The following is a 16,399-nucleotide window of genomic DNA, read 5'->3' on the forward strand; positions in this document are numbered from 1 at the left end:
CGAGTGCATGAGAATGGCTATTTGGTTACGAGGAATGATTACTTTTTTGACCGCTTTCCTCACATTATGGAGCGGAGGCATCACTCCTCTAAACGTAGAGCAAATTCATTCCCATGAAAACATAATCAGTCACTGTAGCAAAGCCTCCACTACACATTTATGCAAGATTTGGAGGCCTTCCTGCAATTCGTCATATGTTGCATAGGCATAAGATAGACGAATATGATGATGATCTTGTGGGTCATAAATATAGCCAGGATTGATTAATACTTGTTGCTGCAATAGCTTCATAAAGAATTCTTTGTCTATAAGTGGCTCATGAAACTTGAGCCAAATATAAAAGCCTCCCTTTGGTTTGCTCCAAGTAGCAATGTCTTTAAATTTTCCCTGTAAAATTTGCTCAGTGAAATGGGCTCGATCCTGCAAGTGCTGACGTAAAGATGCAAGATGCGATTCATATTTTCCTGATTGTAGCCAATGTAGGACAATTTCTTGTGAGATAGCACTTGAGCCATAGTCCGTTTGCATTTTTATATCGGCTAATCGTTCGATGACGGTGGTTGGACCAATAAGCCAGCCAATGCGTAGCCCAGGGCTTAAGGTTTTGGAGACACTCCCAATATAAAGGACTTGTCCGCTGCTATCCATTGCTTTAATAGGAGGAGAGGTCGCTTCAAAAAGTAATTCATGATAGACATCATCCTCAATAATTGGAATACGTGATGCCTGACAGCCTTCATAGAGCTGCTTTTTTTCCAGAGATGTCCATACTTGGCCCGTTGGATTATGTAAAGTTGGGATAGCGTAAAATACGGCTTGTTTTTTCCGTTTCCTTTGAGACAATGTTTGGGCAAGCTGTTCATCGCGGTGAATGCTCACCATTTGCATCCCTACTGATTGAAATGGATGGACAGAATTTAAATAGGAGGTTGGCTCCTGAAATACAATAGACCCTTGTTCTAGTAAACCAACGGCAATTAACTGCAATGCCTGAAGTGCACCTGAGACAATGCAGACCTGTTGAGGCTCAGCAACGATGCCTCTTTTTCGTACATAGTCACAGATAGCTGCACGAAGGTGATCATTACCCTGTGGTGAGGAATAGCCCAATGCTTTGGGCTGAAAAGATAGCTCCCTTAGTGAAGCTTCTATGGCCTCTGTGGGCAATAAGCTTGGTGCTAGCTCACCCGTTCCTAAACGAATGACATCCTCACGCTGCTCGTATTCATTAATTAATTGGATAGTGTGATAGTTTGGCTTATGGATACTTGTTTCGATATAGGTTTGCCAATTCGGCTGTGTTTGTTGAATTAATGCATGCCATGAATTATGCGTAACGTAAACCCCAGAGCCTACCTTTGATTCAAGGAGACCTATTGCTTTTAATTCCTCTAAAGCCTGTTGAACCGTGCTACGATTGACGCCAAACTGCATGGCTAACTGTCTTTGGGTGGGCAGTTTTGTTCCTGCTACCCAGTCTCCTCGTTCCACCAGTGCTGTTATCCATTGCACAATTTGCTGTTGTAATGAGGTATCTCTTTGTCTATTTGGCTGCCAGTTCATTTATCCATCACCTTTCCTGCTAGAAAATTGGGTGGATAAAAAACCATCCAATTGGTCGTTTTCTTTTAGTTATACCATATCTAAAATGAGTAGTGAAAGGAGGGATGATTGTTGGAAGCTTTTCTTCATGGCATCATTTTAGCATTTGGACTCATTTTACCTTTAGGTGTACAAAATGTTTTTGTTTTTTCTCAAGGTGCTACACAACCCAATTTATTACGCGCCCTGCCAGCAAGTGTAACAGCTGCCCTCTGTGATACAATGCTAATTGTGCTTGCGGTATTCGGACTATCCTTAATTGTTTTACAATTTGAGTGGCTACGTATCGCTTTAATGACTGTTGGTATTGTTTTTTTACTTTATATGGGCTATACCATCTGGCGCTCAAATCCGAGCACTACAAAAAAAAGTGAACCACTGCCCATAAAAAAACAAATTCTCTTTGCCCTCTCTGTGTCGTTACTTAATCCACATGCTATATTAGATACAATCGGCGTCATTGGTACGAGCGCATTAAAATATAGTGGTACAGAGCAAATGATTTTCACGGTAGCCTGCGTGCTAATTTCTTGGCTATGGTTTTTCGGTCTCACGTTGACTGGTGCCTCGTTCAAAAAACTTGATAGCTCTGGTAAGTTGATGGGCATCTTGAATAAATGCTCAGCCATCTTTATTTGGGCAACAGCGTGTTATCTCGCAAGTGGCTTACTGTAGCCTACATAGAAAATGCTCAGGATTCCTCCTGAAGCATTTCATGTTGTTGAAAAAAGATGATGTCAACGGCAGAAAAAGCAAATTTGCAAGGTGAGAGGTTGATTTCCGTTCCGCCAGCGCCCTTTCCAGGGGGCGTCCGATGAGCCGCTTCACTCACTTACGCTCGCTCCAGGGTCTCATCTGTGACGCTATGAGCTGCACCCAAAATATTGGACTTAAAAATCTACTATAGGGGGTGCAGGTAGTGATTTCTGATGAACAAAAATTAGCCGCAGTTCTAGCTTACTTTGAAGAAAAAGAAAGTACGTATCAGATTGCCAATCGATTACAGAGGGATCGACAGTACATTCGATTATGGATTGAATTATATCGCTATCATGGCATCGAAGGAATTATTCGTCCTCAAGGGTTCACGAATTACGAAGATTCTTTTAAAATAAAAGTAATTCAACACCTGATAGAGACGGGCGATTCGCTCCTTCAGACCGCTGCGAAGTTTAATATTCCTTCCCGTGAAACCATTCGGAGATGGAAAAAACAATGGATGTCAACGGCTGGTGAGGTGCTCTATCAAGTAGAAAAGGAGCGCCAATCAATGCCAAAAAAACAACCACCTTCGTCCGATTTAAATGGAAAAACAACGGATGAGTTAAAAGCGGAAATTGAGTATTTACGGATGGAAAATGCCTATTTAAAAAAGTTGAAAGCCTTAGTTCAAGAAAAGGATGCCTTCAAATCCAAGAAAAAGTAAGAGCTGTCTATGAGCTAAGGTTGGATTTTCCTCTTCAAGCTCTATTAAAAGTCGCGAAACTTAAGAAAAGTACGTATTATTATCATCTCCAAAAATGGGTAAAACCAGATAAATATCAGGCGATCAAAGAACGAATTCAGACGCTTTTTCATTACCATAAGGGGCGTTATGGCTATCGTCGTATTTGTTTAGCCCTCCGAAATGAAGGGTTTTTCATCAACCATAAAACAGTCCAACGATTGATGCAAGAATTGGGCTTAAAAGGGACGGTACGCCCTAAAAAATACCGTTCGTATAAAGGGACAGTCGGCTATGTCGCAGAGAATGTCATCCAACGTGATTTTGAAGCCACTGCACCCAATCAGAAATGGGTAACCGATGTAACGGAGTTTAAAATAAACGGTCAAAAAATCTATATATCCGCTGTATTAGATTTATTCAATCGAGAAATCGTTGGGTATGAGGTATCAAAATCACCTAATTTTGAGTTAGTTCAACAGTCTTTTAAGAAGGCGTTTACGTATACAAAGTTATCGAAAAAGAATGGCTTAATCGTCCATTCTGATCAAGGATGGTTATATCAAATACCACGTTTTAAAGCGTTATTGGCAACACATGAAATCAAGCAAAGTATGTCACGGAAAGGAAATTGTTTAGATAATGCCGTGATAGAAAGCTTTTTTGGCATTATGAAATCAGAATTTCTATACGCAACAACGTTTAAGAACTACGAAGCATTCAAAAAAGCGTTAGTAGACTATATCCACTACTACAATCATGAACGGATAAAAATAAAACTCAACGGAAAAAGTCCAGTTGAGTTTCGAAGAGTTTCTTAAAAGTTCAAATTTTTGGGGTCAGTTCACTAAATCCCCTAGGAGTGACGCTGGCTCCACTCCAATCAACCATTCTGCAAAGTGTCTTTACTTTTTTTTCATAGTAGTATAGCGATCAAATAGCCCATTATCTGTATTCTTAGAAGGGATAAACTTTTATTTTCAATATGGAGAAGTGATGCGTGACAACACCTCTTCATAAAAAGTAGTGAACACCTTCACTTTATTTGAAAACTTTGCTAAAAAGGTAACACTTTTGTGGGGTGGAGTGGAAGGCTACTTGACTCCCGTGGGATAACGAGACAGGCGAGCCTCTAAACGGAGCGATAGCGGAGGAAGCGGCTCGGGGCGCTCGCCCACAGGAAAGCAAGTAGCCTGCAACGGAAATCCATTTCTACCTTCCAATTGACTGTTTTGTTTTTCAACACTAAGAAATGCTCAGGATTCCTCCTGAGCATTTCTTTTAGAGTGAGACAAATACCGTGAGCTGTTCATTAAACAATGTTGTTTCAACGGATTTCGCTTTAGACCACGCTTCACCATAATGAATAGCCTTAACTAATACATTCGCTTGTAATAATGCTTCATGCTGTCGGATGATAGAAAGTACCTTTGTACTACCGTTAAAGGCAATCGACACATATTGGGCCACTGGTAGCTGCCATTTTTTCCTTGCGTCTTGAATTGTGCGAATTAATTCTCGCATTTGCCCTTCTTGTAGCAAGCTTTCTGTTAGTTGAACATTCAGCAATACACGACATGTGCTATCCTCAGCTAACCTATAATACTCCTTCACAACCGCTTCAGCAACAACATGGGCTGCTAATAATGTTAGCTGTTGTCCTTCCATCTCAAAATTAATCGAACCATTATGCTGAAGCTTTTGCTTTTCTTCATTCGTTAATGCCATCACATATTCTTTTACTTGATTAACCTTTGCACCAAATGCTGCTCCAGCAGTTTTAAAATTCAGCTTATATTGGATGCTTTCATAGGCTGAAAAATCATGCGCCCACCTACAGGCTTTGATGTTTAACTCATCTTGAATGAGCTCACTATAGACTTGAAAATCCATCAGGTCTCTTTCTTTTACGGCAACAATGAGTTCACTTAAAGGTTGCTTAACCTTCATTCCCTGACTATTGCGAATGCTGCGTCCAAGTTCCACTACTGTTAAAACCATTGCCATTTCTTGTTCAAGCTTGACATCCACCAATTGTTCGTCACATGCTGGGTAGTTCTCCAGATGAACACTTTTCCCACATAATTGACGGTAGATGTCTTCAGCAATAAATGGCGTAAACGGTGCTACCAATTGACAAATAGATGTAAGCACTTCATAAAGCGTACTAAATGCACCTCGTTTATCTGCTGTCAGTCCATTTGCCCAAAATCTAGCTCGTGAACGGCGAATATACCAATTGCTTAACTCCTCTACCAACTGAGCAATTTCTCGTGTAGCCTGTGTAAATTGATAATCATCCATGAACGTTGTGACAAGTTGGATAGTGTGATGGAGACGAGACAAAATCCAATGATCTAGAGGTGATCGACTCCCTTTATTTGTAGCATCATACGTAAAGCCATCGATATGGGCATACATTGCATAAAATTTAAACGTATTGTCAAGTGTATCCACTAGTTTCGATTTCGCATCTAAGATAATTTTCTTAGAAAAACGCTTCGGATTCCAAGGGGAGCTGTCGACTAAAAATGCCCACCGTAAAGCATCCGCTCCATATTGCTCTATTAATTCAACAGGCTCTAAAGCATTACCTTTACTTTTTGACATCTTCTGCCCATGCTCATCTAAGACATGCCCTAACGATAGAACATTTTTATAAGGTGGCTTGCCTGTAAATAACGTCGATACCGCTAATAAGCTATAGAAAAAGCCTCTTGTTTGGTCGATTCCCTCAATGACGACATCTGCAGGGAACTGCTGACGAAAAGTCGTGACATCTTCAAAAGGATAATGCTGCTGGGCAAATGGCATCGAGCCACTGTCAAACCAAACATCAATAACTTCTGGCGTCCGCTTCATGTCTCCTTGACAGACAGGACATGTACAGACAATGTCATCAATAAATGGTTTATGAAGCTCTAAATTTTCATCGAAAGCCCCTTTAGCTAATTTTCTTAATGCTGCAACACTACTTGGAGCCACCTCATGAGCACACTCCCGACAAACCCAGACATTCAATGGTGTACCCCAGTAACGATTACGGCTAATATTCCAATCCACTAAATTTTCTAGGAAGTTGCCAAATCGACCGTCCTTAATATGACCTGGATACCATGTCACTTGCTGATTATTTTGTAAAAGCTGCTCCTTTAATGCTGACATCTTGATAAACCAGCTATCTGTTGCGTAGTACAGCAAAGGTGAATCACAGCGCCAGCAATGTGGGTAGCTATGCTCATATTTCTCTTTAGCAAATAGAAGTTTTTTTGCCGCTAGCATTTTAATGATATCAACATCACAATCTTTTACAAAGCGTCCGACAAGCTCAGACACAGCTTCTGTATAACAGCCTTTTAAATCAACTACATTGACAAAGGACAAACCATTGTGCTGTACTGTTTTATAATCGTCCTCTCCATAGGCTGGAGCAATGTGCACAATTCCTGTTCCACTATGCTCCGTCACGTAATCCGCCATAACGACAACTTGCCCTTTTTCGACCGTTACATAAGAAAATGGTGGTTGATAGGAAACACCCGCAAACTCTTGCCCATCATGCTCACTTAGTACTTCGATAGGCTCTGTAAAAACCTTTTCTACCAGTGATTTAGCAAGGATGTATATGTTATCTTCGTGCTTTACACGTACATATTGAAGAGATGGATTCATAGCCAAGGCTACATTAGCAGGTAATGTCCAAGGCGTCGTTGTCCAGCCTAAGAAATATTCGTCGCGATCCCGAAGCTTAAACATCGCTGTAACGGATAAGTCTTTGACATCCTTATACCCCTGTGCTACCTCATGTGAACTTAAGGATGTTTGGCAGCTAGGGCAATAAGGTGAAACACGATGCCCTTTATATAAAAGTTGTTCCTTGTGTACATGGCTTAAAATATGCCACACAGATTCGATATAATCATTGCTTAGTGTCAGATAAGGATTATCCATATCAAGCCAGTAGCCAAGCTGCTCGGTAAAGGTACGCCATTTTTGCTCATAGGTAAAAACGCTCTTTTTACATGCCTGAATAAATCGCTCTACCCCGTAATTCTCAATTTCCTGCTTCCCAGAGATGCCTAATGCCTTTTCTACTCCTAATTCCACAGGCAATCCATGTGTATCCCAGCCTGCTTTTCGTTCAACGAGATAGCCTTGCATCGTTTTATAGCGTGCCACAACATCTTTAATTATTCTGCCAAAAGCATGACCAACATGTGGTAAACCATTCGCTGTTGGCGGTCCCTCGTAAAATACAAAGGGCTGCTGTCCAGCACGATTGTTGATGGACTTTGCAAAGGTTCCTTCTTGCGCCCACAACGCACGAATCCTTGTTTCTCGTTCAACCACTGTTTCCTTCTTTTGTTCTTCCTGCATATGAGTTCCTCCTATACAATCCATTTTGTATAAAAGGCATACAAAAAACCCCGTCCCAAGGAAAGGGACGGGGTTAACCGCGAATACCACCCTAATTCTATTGACACAATGGTCAATAGCGCTCAGCAACGTACAATCATACGTGTTCTTTTTAACGGTAGACACCCGGATTGGCTTACTCTATTCAGCCAATCTTCTCAGAGAGGATTTTCATGTAACACCTGCACACCGACTTCCACCAAATGTCGGCTCTCTGTAGAACAAAATGAAACACTACTCTTTCTCATCAACGAATTTGTATGCTTTTATTGTCACTCATCGTAACAAATTACCAATTGTCTGTCAACAGTGGACAACCTTAAAAAATTTCGTTGAGACAAGTGACAATACTTTGATGGAGAGTCATATATTGAGATTGCGGATTGGTTTGAATAAAGCTCTTCAGCAATATTTTGACATTAAATAGCCCGATATAAAAGTTTACTTCATCCAATTGCCCCTTTAATGTGGCTACTGTTGACAGTGTTTGCTGCAATATTTGGATGATTTCATTTTTCCAACATAGCGAAAATCGGGACTAACAACCTTTCCTCCTCATCATGAATAAATACATAAGCAGGTTGTAAATAGAAAAACCAAAGTGCATGTAACATAAGCTGTTCTATACATTTTAGGGTTTTTCAATGGCATCTGATACATGTGCCACACTATGCGCCCATCCCTTGCCAGTCACATAGCCTCTTACATCCTTTTCAGATGATATGTAAGTTCGTAACTTCGTTTGACAAGCCTCATGCTATCCTTAGATAAACAAATATCTGTGTAGATCCCTAGCTAAAATAAGTGCGAGCAATAAGATTGTAAACGAGTGAGTAAAAAACCCAATCAGATTCCTTTGAATAATAAATGGTTTAAGCTGTAATCCCAAAGTTCAATGAAGCAACGATGATTCAGCAAGTTTTTTTCTAAAATCCATTCATAAAAGCTGACCTAAATCCATGTATCTCGTAGCTCACTTCAGTAGAACCGATATGTGCTAGTAAAAGCTGCTGTTGATGCTCTTGCTGCCAAGTAGCCTGACCCTTTTTCAATGCCATTAATCTAGCCTTTAATTCATCTTCCTTCAATACAACTGGCTAATTCCACTTTGCTTATTCATTGTGATACTCCGTACTACTTTCTCGGTATAGCCCATCCAGCTTCCATCCATTATAAAAACGGACATAGGTCAATTCCTTTTGCCAATTATCTAGGTGCACAATCACCTTGCTGCTCCAGGGTAAAGTAGCTGCATAAACCCGACCTCTGCGTACCTCAGCTATGTCATCCGCTACACCAAGAAGTGTAGAAGGTGCATTCGCATTATACATTAAATAATGCTGTCGATCTGAACTGATCTCGAGTTCTTCCATGACCTCCTGATGAAAAACAATCACTTGCTTATTTGCCTGATAAAGTGAATAGACGAGAGCTCCCCCAAATAGCACCATCAATGAAGCCACAATGAGTACATGCTTTTTCTTCAATCCTATGTAAAACGCCCACTGCTTTTCCTTGTTGTATAAATGAATATATATTGCTAGACTTATTGGCCACAAAAATAATAACTGCCAACAAAGAACAACCCAAAAAATCTCGCCATCCGAGACAAAATATCGAATGACATTCCAATTCAACAACCATAAAGGCATCGACCACCGCCATAGGGATTCTTCCTGCGGTATACTTTTTAAATAAATCAGTAGAAGAGGTAAGCTTAGGAAAAAGGCTGTCGCATTATCTAATAGAGCAAATACCAATTCAACACCTCCTGCATAGAAAAATGTTACAACTATTGTATTTTAATCCAATTGTACAGAAAAGGCTAGACATTCTAAAACGTTGAATATCTAGCTTCCTTTTATTGAAGTTCCTCCACTATTTTCATCTCTACGAAAATCGATGAGAGGTTGAGAGGCATTGTTCCCAATCACCTGGCTATATTGTACTTCGATAGCGTTTTCGGGACATCCACTAGAGGAAACCATGTACCATTGCTATGTTTTTGCACCAATTCATCTACAGATAATTATATCCACCACAGACATTGTTTTAAAAATGACCTCACGCTGCTTGAATAGGAGTGCTAGAATCATATTTTCAATCAAAATGAGTTCGTCTTGCTGTACAAGTATATCCTTCTAGTGGTAGTTTGCTTTGCAAAAAGCTTCTGTTGTACTTGAATTTTGCAATAGGCCCAACTGCGTAAATCTTTGCCTCGATGCTTCGATAAATAAGCCTTTAGCTCGCCACGTTCCTCATAGTTTTGTTGGTTATCATAAAATTTAATTAAGACATCCTGCACGATATCTTCTGCACTTTGTCAATCTCTTCCATAGTAAAAGGCAAGACGAATAAGCCTCTCTGTATGCTGTTCCATTATTCTTTCTAGTTCGTAAATGAGCCCTCTCTTTCCTATAAACGGTGCTCATAGCTTCGAGGTTTGCTTTTTTTGTCATTTATTCTAAATCATTGTCAGCAAACGGGCTAATAACCTTTTTTTCCGTTGAAGATAACACGATATTGGTAGAAGGTGTACCATAGGGCATAGCTGCATCAATAAACTGCTCTAATGTTTCTACTGAATAAGTCGCTAGTTTGACAATATAGCTAATTTCCCCCGCCACTCGATAGCACGCCAAGACATCAGGATGAGCCTTACAAAATGCAGAGAGGCTTTTACAATCAATGGATTTAAATAAAATAATGGCCTCAATAGTGCGCTCCATCTTTTTCAAATTCACCCTTGCATGATACCCTTCAATCACACCTTGTTCCTCCAGCTTTTTGACCCGTTCAATAACAGCGGGAGAAGATAAATGAACAATTGCTGCTAATTCCTTCATCGAGATTTTTGCATTGTGCTGTAATTGCTGTAATATTTGTATATCAATTTGATCCATGGTCCTTCACCTTTCTAAATCAATTATTTTTTCTATAATACCTTTTCAAATAAAGTTTTTTATCCAAAATACATTATACAGCTTCTGTTAACATTCAGCTCTTTTGATTACAATAAAAGCAATAAAGGAGGCAGAATCAATATGAAAAAAATATTATTACTTTTAGCAAATGGCTTCGAGGCCGTGGAAGCCAGTGTTTTTACAGATGTGCTTGGCTGGAATAAATGGGAAGGCGATGAATCAACAGAAGTCATTACAGTCGGGTTACATAAACAATTGCAATGTACATGGAATTTTAGCGTCATTCCTGAAAAATTGCTGCATGAAATTGATTTAAAGGATTTTGATGCTTTAGCAATCCCAGGGGGCTTTGAGGAAGCAGGCTTTTACGAAGATGCCTTTAGCGAGGAATTTCAAACAGTTGTGCGTCATTTTGATGAACAGAAAAAGCCTATTGCAACAATCTGTGTAGCCTCCCTAATATTAGGGCATAGCGGTATTCTACAAAATAAGAAGGCGACAACTTATAATCATCCAACAAGTAAACGATTAGAGCAGCTTCAATCCTATGGTGCAAATGTTGCTAATGAACGAATTGTCTACACAGAGCACATTATTACATCTTCGAACCCAGGCACTGCATTCGATGTCGCATTTGGCTTACTTGAAATGCTAACATCACCTGATAATACATTGAAAGTAAAGGATTTAATGGGCTTTAAATAATTTTATAAAGCTGTCCAAAAGAGTTCATTTTGGACAGCTTCATTATGTTCATTTGTTTTCTGATATTGATTGTAATAACTTCACTCCTAACTCTTTACTTCTTGAAACTAATGATATAGTTCTGATTAAGGATCAATATATAGGTGTCAATCACGAACCGCTAAGGCACTGACTACCAGTTTTGAGTTAGTAAACATCGTTTAAACATGATTTACAGCAGGTTAAAAAGCAGGCTTACACCAAATATTATGGTGTAAGCCTGCTTTTTACTTTATTGCTATTATTTTTCTAATGGTGCTGTTTCTGATGTGTTAAAATCCATTTCCTTCGCGTTGTCTAGCACATCTTTTGGAATCGTAATCGTTGTTACCGCATTGAAATCATGATATTTAATTGTAGTTTGCTGTCTTGTTTTGATCGAATTGCCTTCCACTTTCATCTTTAAGGTCATATCCATAGCAATTTCTTCTACATCAAATGTTTCTTTATTAATCAATAATTTATATGTGAGACTATCAAAGGACATGTTACCTAATTGTGCCTCTAGATCAGCATCCGTTCCTAAATTCATTGCGCCAAGCTGCTGCTTCACTAGCTCTGTGAATTTATCCCCAGCACCCTTTAGTGTTAATTCATAACGGTTTGCTGTTTCAACTAATGTGAAATCTTCAGCAAATGCTTGTAGCATCTCCAATTGTTCCGTTGCATCTGGCTGTATCCCTGTTTGGCTAAGTACATCCTCAAATAATTGTTTCGGGAACTTTATCCAAGCCTTTTGCTCTGCCTCATACATATACATACCATCTTTAGCCGTCATATACATTTTAATCGGCAAATTAATCGCTTCACCACTTGTTGGATCTGTTAGCGACATTGTACCATCAGCAAAGAATTGCATCGGCTCTGTAACAATTTCCATCTTCATGTTGCCTTTAGAATCCATTTTCATGGTTTCCTTGCCATCGTTTGCCTCCACTGACTGAGAGATGGTCATGGTAGCCTTCATGCTTTTTACCTCTTTTTGCTTGGCTACTGTTTTAGTAAATACTTCCTCTAACAAAGCACTATTTTTTGTTGTAGTAGACTGTTCTTCCTTTACCTGCTCCTCTTTAGGGTCTTCCCCTTTTTCTTCCGGTATAGGCTGTGTATCCACAGGTAAGTCTAATGCGTTGACGATAAATGTTGCTAACTGACCACGCGTAACATTTTTATCTACACCAAATTCTGTGGCAGAAACCCCCTTCGCAACGCCTGCCTCATACAGTGCTGTTACTGCATCTGCAAATGGACTATTTTGCTGTACATCAGTAAATGGGCTTTTGCCTTTCGCTGTTAAACCTGCTGCCTCTGCTACCATTATCGCCATTTGACCACGTGTAATCGTGTCATCTGGACGGAATGTATCATCCTCATAGCCTTGTACAACCCCAAGATTTACTAGTGTAACTATCGCCTTATAGTATGGGCTAGATGAGTCAACATCCTTGAAATTCGGATTTTCTACAGTCAAATCCGTTGTTGTTAATTGAAAAGCACTTGCTATCATCTTTGCCGCCTGTCCACGTGTTACGTCCTGTGAGGGCTTAAATGTACCATCTGGAAAACCATGAATAATATCTGCTGCATGTAATGTGGAAATACCGTTAAAATATGCATGATCTTCGCTCACATCTGAAAATGGACTAGCAGCCGAAACAGGTACTACTGCAACAGCTGTAACCGCCATTGCAGCTGTTGCCGCCGTATAAAGCTTATGTTTTTTCTTTGTCATAATTAATCGTCCCCCCATTTATGTAAAATGTAATGCTTACATATTAATTTTATCTAAAGATTTGGGAAAATGCTAGGTTAGTTGGAAATTAAAATATAATTATCCAATATATCCGTCATTTGGTTCGATCTAATTTTTATCCTCCATATAAAAAAACCGACCTCCTAAGAGATCGGTTTTTATGATGATGATTACTCAGCAGCTTTTGCGCGTAGAACCATTTGTAGGATACCACCGTGACGGTAGTAGTCTACTTCTACTTCTGAGTCGAAACGAGCTAAAGCTTGGAAAGTTTTAACTGTGCCGTCTTCAGATTTAGCAGTTACTGTTAAGATTTCACGTGGTTTTACGTTGTCAGTAATGTTAACAGAGATTTCTTCTTTACCAGTTAAGCCTAGTGTCTCAGCAGATTCACCTGGCATAAATTGAAGTGGAAGAACACCCATCATTACTAAGTTAGAACGGTGGATACGCTCGTAAGATTGTGCGATAACAGTTTTCACGCCAAGTAGGAATGTACCTTTCGCAGCCCAGTCACGAGAAGAACCCATACCGTAGTCATTACCAGCAAGTACGACTAAGCCAGTACCTTGCTCTTGGTATTTCATACATGCGTCATAGATATACTCTACTTCGCCTGTTGGCCAGTAAGTAGTGAATCCACCTTCTGTACCAGGAGCCACTTGGTTACGGATACGGATGTTTGCAAATGTACCACGCATCATTACTTCGTGGTTACCACGACGAGAACCGTAAGAGTTGAAGTCACGGATTGCAACACCGTTTTCAATTAAATATTTACCTGCAGGTGTATCTTTACCGATTGCACCAGCTGGAGAAATATGGTCAGTTGTGATTGAGTCACCGAACTTCGCCATAATGCGTAAGCCGTCTAAGCCTTGGATTGCTTCTGGCTCTTTTGCAAGACCTTGGAAGAATGGTGGGTTTTGGATGTAAGTTGATTTATCATCAAATGTGTATAGAGACTCAGTTGATGTTTCAATTGCATTCCATTTTTCGTTCGCTGTGAATACTGTTTCGTATTCTTTTTGGAATAACTCACGGTTAACAACAGTACTTAATACTGCATTAACTTCTTCTGTTGATGGCCAAATATCCGCGAAGAATACTTCATTCCCATCTTTGTCTTTACCGAATGAATCTTTTTGTAGATCGATATCCACTGTACCAGCAAGTGCATAAGCAACAACAAGTGGTGGAGAAGCTAAGTAGTTAGCTTTTACAAGTGGGTGTACACGACCTTCAAAGTTACGGTTACCAGAAAGTACAGAAGTTACGAATAAGTCATTTGCTTTAATTGCATCTTCGATTTCAGGAAGTAATGGACCTGAGTTACCGATACATGTTGTACAACCATAACCTACAGTGTTGAAGCCGATTGTATCAAGGTACGTTTGTAAACCTGAATCTTCAAGGTAACCAGTTACAACTTTAGAACCTGGTGCTAAAGAAGTTTTTACCCATTTAGGCACTGTTAGACCTTTTTCTACAGCTTTTTTCGCCACTAAGCCCGCAGCAATTAATACGTATGGGTTAGATGTATTTGTACAAGAAGTGATCGCTGCAATTGCAACAGCACCTGTTGGAATTTCTACATCGCCTTCAGCGAATTTCGCTACAGAAGTTTTTGCGAATTCATCTTCTGTTAAACCGAAACCTTGTGTACCTTGTGGTGCCACCACTGCTTCTTTGTAACGAGAACGCATTTGAGATAGTGGAATTAAGTCTTGTGGACGTTTTGGACCAGAAAGGTTTGGTTCGATTTCAGCTAAGTTTACTTCTAAAACATCAGTGTAAACTGGCTCTAATGCTGGATCGAAGAACATGTGGTTTGCTTTAAGGTAAGCTTCAACAACCGCGATGTGCTCTTCGTCACGACCAGTTAAACGCATGTAGTTTAATGATTCTTCGTCGATTGCGAAGTAACCACATGTAGCACCATATTCAGGAGCCATGTTTGAGATTGTCGCACGGTCAGCTAGTGGTAATTTAGATACGCCAGGTCCGAAGAACTCAACGAATTTACCAACTACGCCACGTTGACGTAATACTTGTGTTACTTTTAATGCTAAGTCAGTGGCAGTTGTTCCGTTTGGAAGATCGCCAACTAATTTAACACCGATAACTTCTGGAATTGGGAAGTATGAAGGCTGACCAAGCATACCTGCTTCAGCTTCAATACCACCTACGCCCCATCCAAGAACGCCGATACCGTTGATCATTGTTGTATGAGAGTCAGTACCTACTACTGAATCTGGGAAAGTTTCGAATGTGCCGTCAGCATTTTCGTTTACGTGTACAACTGGAGCTAAGTACTCTAGGTTTACTTGGTGAACGATACCTGTTGCTGGTGGTACAGCACGGAAGTTATTGTAAGCAGTTTGAGCCCATTTTAAGAAGTTATAACGCTCAGCGTTACGTTCAAACTCAAGGTCCATGTTTGCTTGCAGTGCAGATGCATTACCGTATTTGTCAACTTGTACTGAGTGGTCAATTACAAGGTCAACTGGAATAGCAGGGTTGATTTTGCTTGGGTCGCCGCCCATTTCCTTCATTGCAGAACGAAGTGATGCAAGGTCAACAACTACTGGTACACCAGTAAAGTCTTGTAATACAACGCGAGATGGTTTGAATGGTACTTCTGCTTCAGGGTCAGCACCATTGCCCCATTTTGCTAATTCGTTTACATGTTCTTCTTTAATTACATACGCATCATATTGACGTAAAACAGATTCTAATAACACTTTAATTGAGTAAGGAAGGTTTGAAACTTTTGCAACGCCAGCTTTTTCAATCGCAGCTAAGTCATAGTAATTGTAAGTTTTACCATTCACTTCGAATGATGCACGGCTGTTGTGTAAATTACCTTGTGCCATTTGCGGATCCCCCTAAATATATCTTTTTGAAAAGGCTTTAAAAATGTGTAGCATCTTTTCTCCAATACCCATGATAGCGCATTTATATTCATAAGTAAATTACATTAATATTATCTTTTTTGATAAGCATAACTTATGACCTTGGTTTCTACCCTGATGTTTTTAATTTTTTAATGTGCATAATATCAAGGGTTTGTATTAATGTGGGTTTCTATACCTATCTAACGAAGCATATCTAAATGTATTTAACTGTGGTACAGATTGCGGTACGAGCTGCGGTACACGAACTTTTTGTAAAAAGTGTACCGCAGGAATAAATAGTAAATAAAAATTCATCCGGACACGTATGAGTAGTAGAAAAAATCAATACAACAACTTTTACTTTTAGATTATTAACTTCTTTATAATTAAACATTAAAGAAATGATGCAACTATTTTAATAACTATATAATATACATATACACATATGACAATACCTTACAATTTGTTTCTTTTTGGATAATCAGTTCTGCTTTAATAAAAAACAAACCAGGTGCACATTTGAGCGTCTGGTACCATTCATATGATTAACCAACAGTTTTTCAACTTGTGTTTTTTAAATGTAAATTGGGGAAAAATTTAGGTACTTCTTTTTAAAGAC

The 16,399-nt window shown here is 39.5% G+C and carries 12 protein-coding genes and 1 other annotated feature; of the genes, 4 read left to right on the forward strand and 8 right to left on the reverse strand.

The annotated features are described in order from the left end of the window. Nucleotides 1-129 precede the first annotated feature (129 nt). Nucleotides 130-1,563, reverse strand: coding sequence for a PLP-dependent aminotransferase family protein (locus NST76_RS11730; protein WP_340811178.1), 1,434 nt, complete (start codon nt 1,561-1,563; stop codon nt 130-132). Nucleotides 1,564-1,674: 111 nt separating this feature from the next. On the opposite strand from NST76_RS11730, the gene NST76_RS11735 reads away from it, so the two are divergent. From NST76_RS11735 to NST76_RS11745, 3 genes are all read left to right on the forward strand, one after another. Next, entirely contained in the window at nt 1,675-2,277 is a 603-nt protein-coding gene (locus NST76_RS11735) for a LysE/ArgO family amino acid transporter (protein ID WP_058843520.1), read from the forward strand. 244 nt (nt 2,278-2,521) lie between these two features. Further along, complete coding sequence (locus NST76_RS11740) at nt 2,522-3,028, forward strand: helix-turn-helix domain-containing protein (RefSeq protein WP_180957841.1); 507 nt, start codon at nt 2,522-2,524, stop codon at nt 3,026-3,028. Beyond that, the gene (locus NST76_RS11745) at nt 3,013-3,867 is read left to right on the forward strand and encodes an IS3 family transposase (protein WP_342545271.1); all 855 of its coding nucleotides are present in this window, start codon (nt 3,013-3,015) and stop codon (nt 3,865-3,867) included. The genes NST76_RS11740 and NST76_RS11745 overlap by 16 nt, the downstream gene beginning before the upstream one ends. A gap of 460 nt (nt 3,868-4,327) precedes the next feature. On the opposite strand, the gene ileS is transcribed toward NST76_RS11745, so the two are convergent. The 5 genes from ileS to NST76_RS11770 form a co-directional block, all read right to left on the reverse strand. Further along, nucleotides 4,328-7,423, reverse strand: coding sequence for an isoleucine--tRNA ligase (ileS, locus tag NST76_RS11750; RefSeq protein ID WP_342543892.1), 3,096 nt, complete (start codon nt 7,421-7,423; stop codon nt 4,328-4,330). 60 nt (nt 7,424-7,483) lie between these two features. Next, nucleotides 7,484-7,722: a binding site (T-box leader), on the reverse strand. A gap of 371 nt (nt 7,723-8,093) precedes the next feature. Then, nucleotides 8,094-8,156 carry a hypothetical protein gene (locus tag NST76_RS11755; protein ID WP_342545272.1) on the reverse strand — a complete coding sequence of 21 codons (63 nt, stop codon included), beginning with the start codon at nt 8,154-8,156 and terminating at the stop codon, nt 8,094-8,096. 232 nt (nt 8,157-8,388) lie between these two features. Continuing rightward, nucleotides 8,389-8,520 carry a hypothetical protein gene (locus NST76_RS11760; RefSeq protein ID WP_256375531.1) on the reverse strand — a complete coding sequence of 44 codons (132 nt, stop codon included), beginning with the start codon at nt 8,518-8,520 and terminating at the stop codon, nt 8,389-8,391. Between the two features lie 54 nt (nt 8,521-8,574). Further along, the gene (locus NST76_RS11765) at nt 8,575-9,222 is read right to left on the reverse strand and encodes a hypothetical protein (protein WP_342543893.1); all 648 of its coding nucleotides are present in this window, start codon (nt 9,220-9,222) and stop codon (nt 8,575-8,577) included. Nucleotides 9,223-9,921: 699 nt separating this feature from the next. After that, nucleotides 9,922-10,365 carry an Lrp/AsnC family transcriptional regulator gene (locus tag NST76_RS11770; RefSeq protein WP_036120896.1) on the reverse strand — a complete coding sequence of 148 codons (444 nt, stop codon included), beginning with the start codon at nt 10,363-10,365 and terminating at the stop codon, nt 9,922-9,924. A gap of 141 nt (nt 10,366-10,506) precedes the next feature. Here NST76_RS11770 and NST76_RS11775 point away from each other — a divergent pair, with 141 nt between their 5' ends. After that, entirely contained in the window at nt 10,507-11,091 is a 585-nt protein-coding gene (locus tag NST76_RS11775) for a DJ-1/PfpI family protein (protein ID WP_036120893.1), read from the forward strand. A gap of 280 nt (nt 11,092-11,371) precedes the next feature. Here the strand turns inward: NST76_RS11775 and NST76_RS11780 are convergent, their stop codons facing one another. Then, nucleotides 11,372-12,862 (reverse strand): S-layer homology domain-containing protein, encoded by a 1,491-nt coding sequence (locus NST76_RS11780; RefSeq protein WP_271909969.1) that lies wholly within the window; start codon nt 12,860-12,862, stop codon nt 11,372-11,374. A gap of 191 nt (nt 12,863-13,053) precedes the next feature. Continuing rightward, nucleotides 13,054-15,759: an aconitate hydratase AcnA gene (gene acnA, locus NST76_RS11785; protein WP_036120887.1), complete on the reverse strand. Its 2,706-nt coding sequence runs from the start codon at nt 15,757-15,759 to the stop codon at nt 13,054-13,056. Between the last annotated feature and the right edge of the window lie 640 nt (nt 15,760-16,399).

The organism is Lysinibacillus sp. FSL W7-1291 (genome assembly GCF_038593415.1).
GTDB lineage: Bacteria > Bacillota > Bacilli > Bacillales_A > Planococcaceae > Lysinibacillus > Lysinibacillus fusiformis_D.

What these genes read in the sequence shown, in the direction of transcription:
- NST76_RS11780 (WP_271909969.1), bottom strand. Translation starts at nt 12,862, where the DNA reads ATGACAAAGAAAAAACATAAGCTTTATACGGCGGCAACAGCTGCAATG.
- NST76_RS11770 (WP_036120896.1), bottom strand. Translation starts at nt 10,365, where the DNA reads ATGGATCAAATTGATATACAAATATTACAGCAATTACAGCACAATGCA.
- NST76_RS11760 (WP_256375531.1), bottom strand. Translation starts at nt 8,520, where the DNA reads ATGGCATTGAAAAAGGGTCAGGCTACTTGGCAGCAAGAGCATCAACAG.
- acnA (WP_036120887.1), bottom strand. Translation starts at nt 15,759, where the DNA reads ATGGCACAAGGTAATTTACACAACAGCCGTGCATCATTCGAAGTGAAT.
- NST76_RS11775 (WP_036120893.1), top strand. Translation starts at nt 10,507, where the DNA reads ATGAAAAAAATATTATTACTTTTAGCAAATGGCTTCGAGGCCGTGGAA.
- ileS (WP_342543892.1), bottom strand. Translation starts at nt 7,423, where the DNA reads ATGCAGGAAGAACAAAAGAAGGAAACAGTGGTTGAACGAGAAACAAGG.
- NST76_RS11730 (WP_340811178.1), bottom strand. Translation starts at nt 1,563, where the DNA reads ATGAACTGGCAGCCAAATAGACAAAGAGATACCTCATTACAACAGCAA.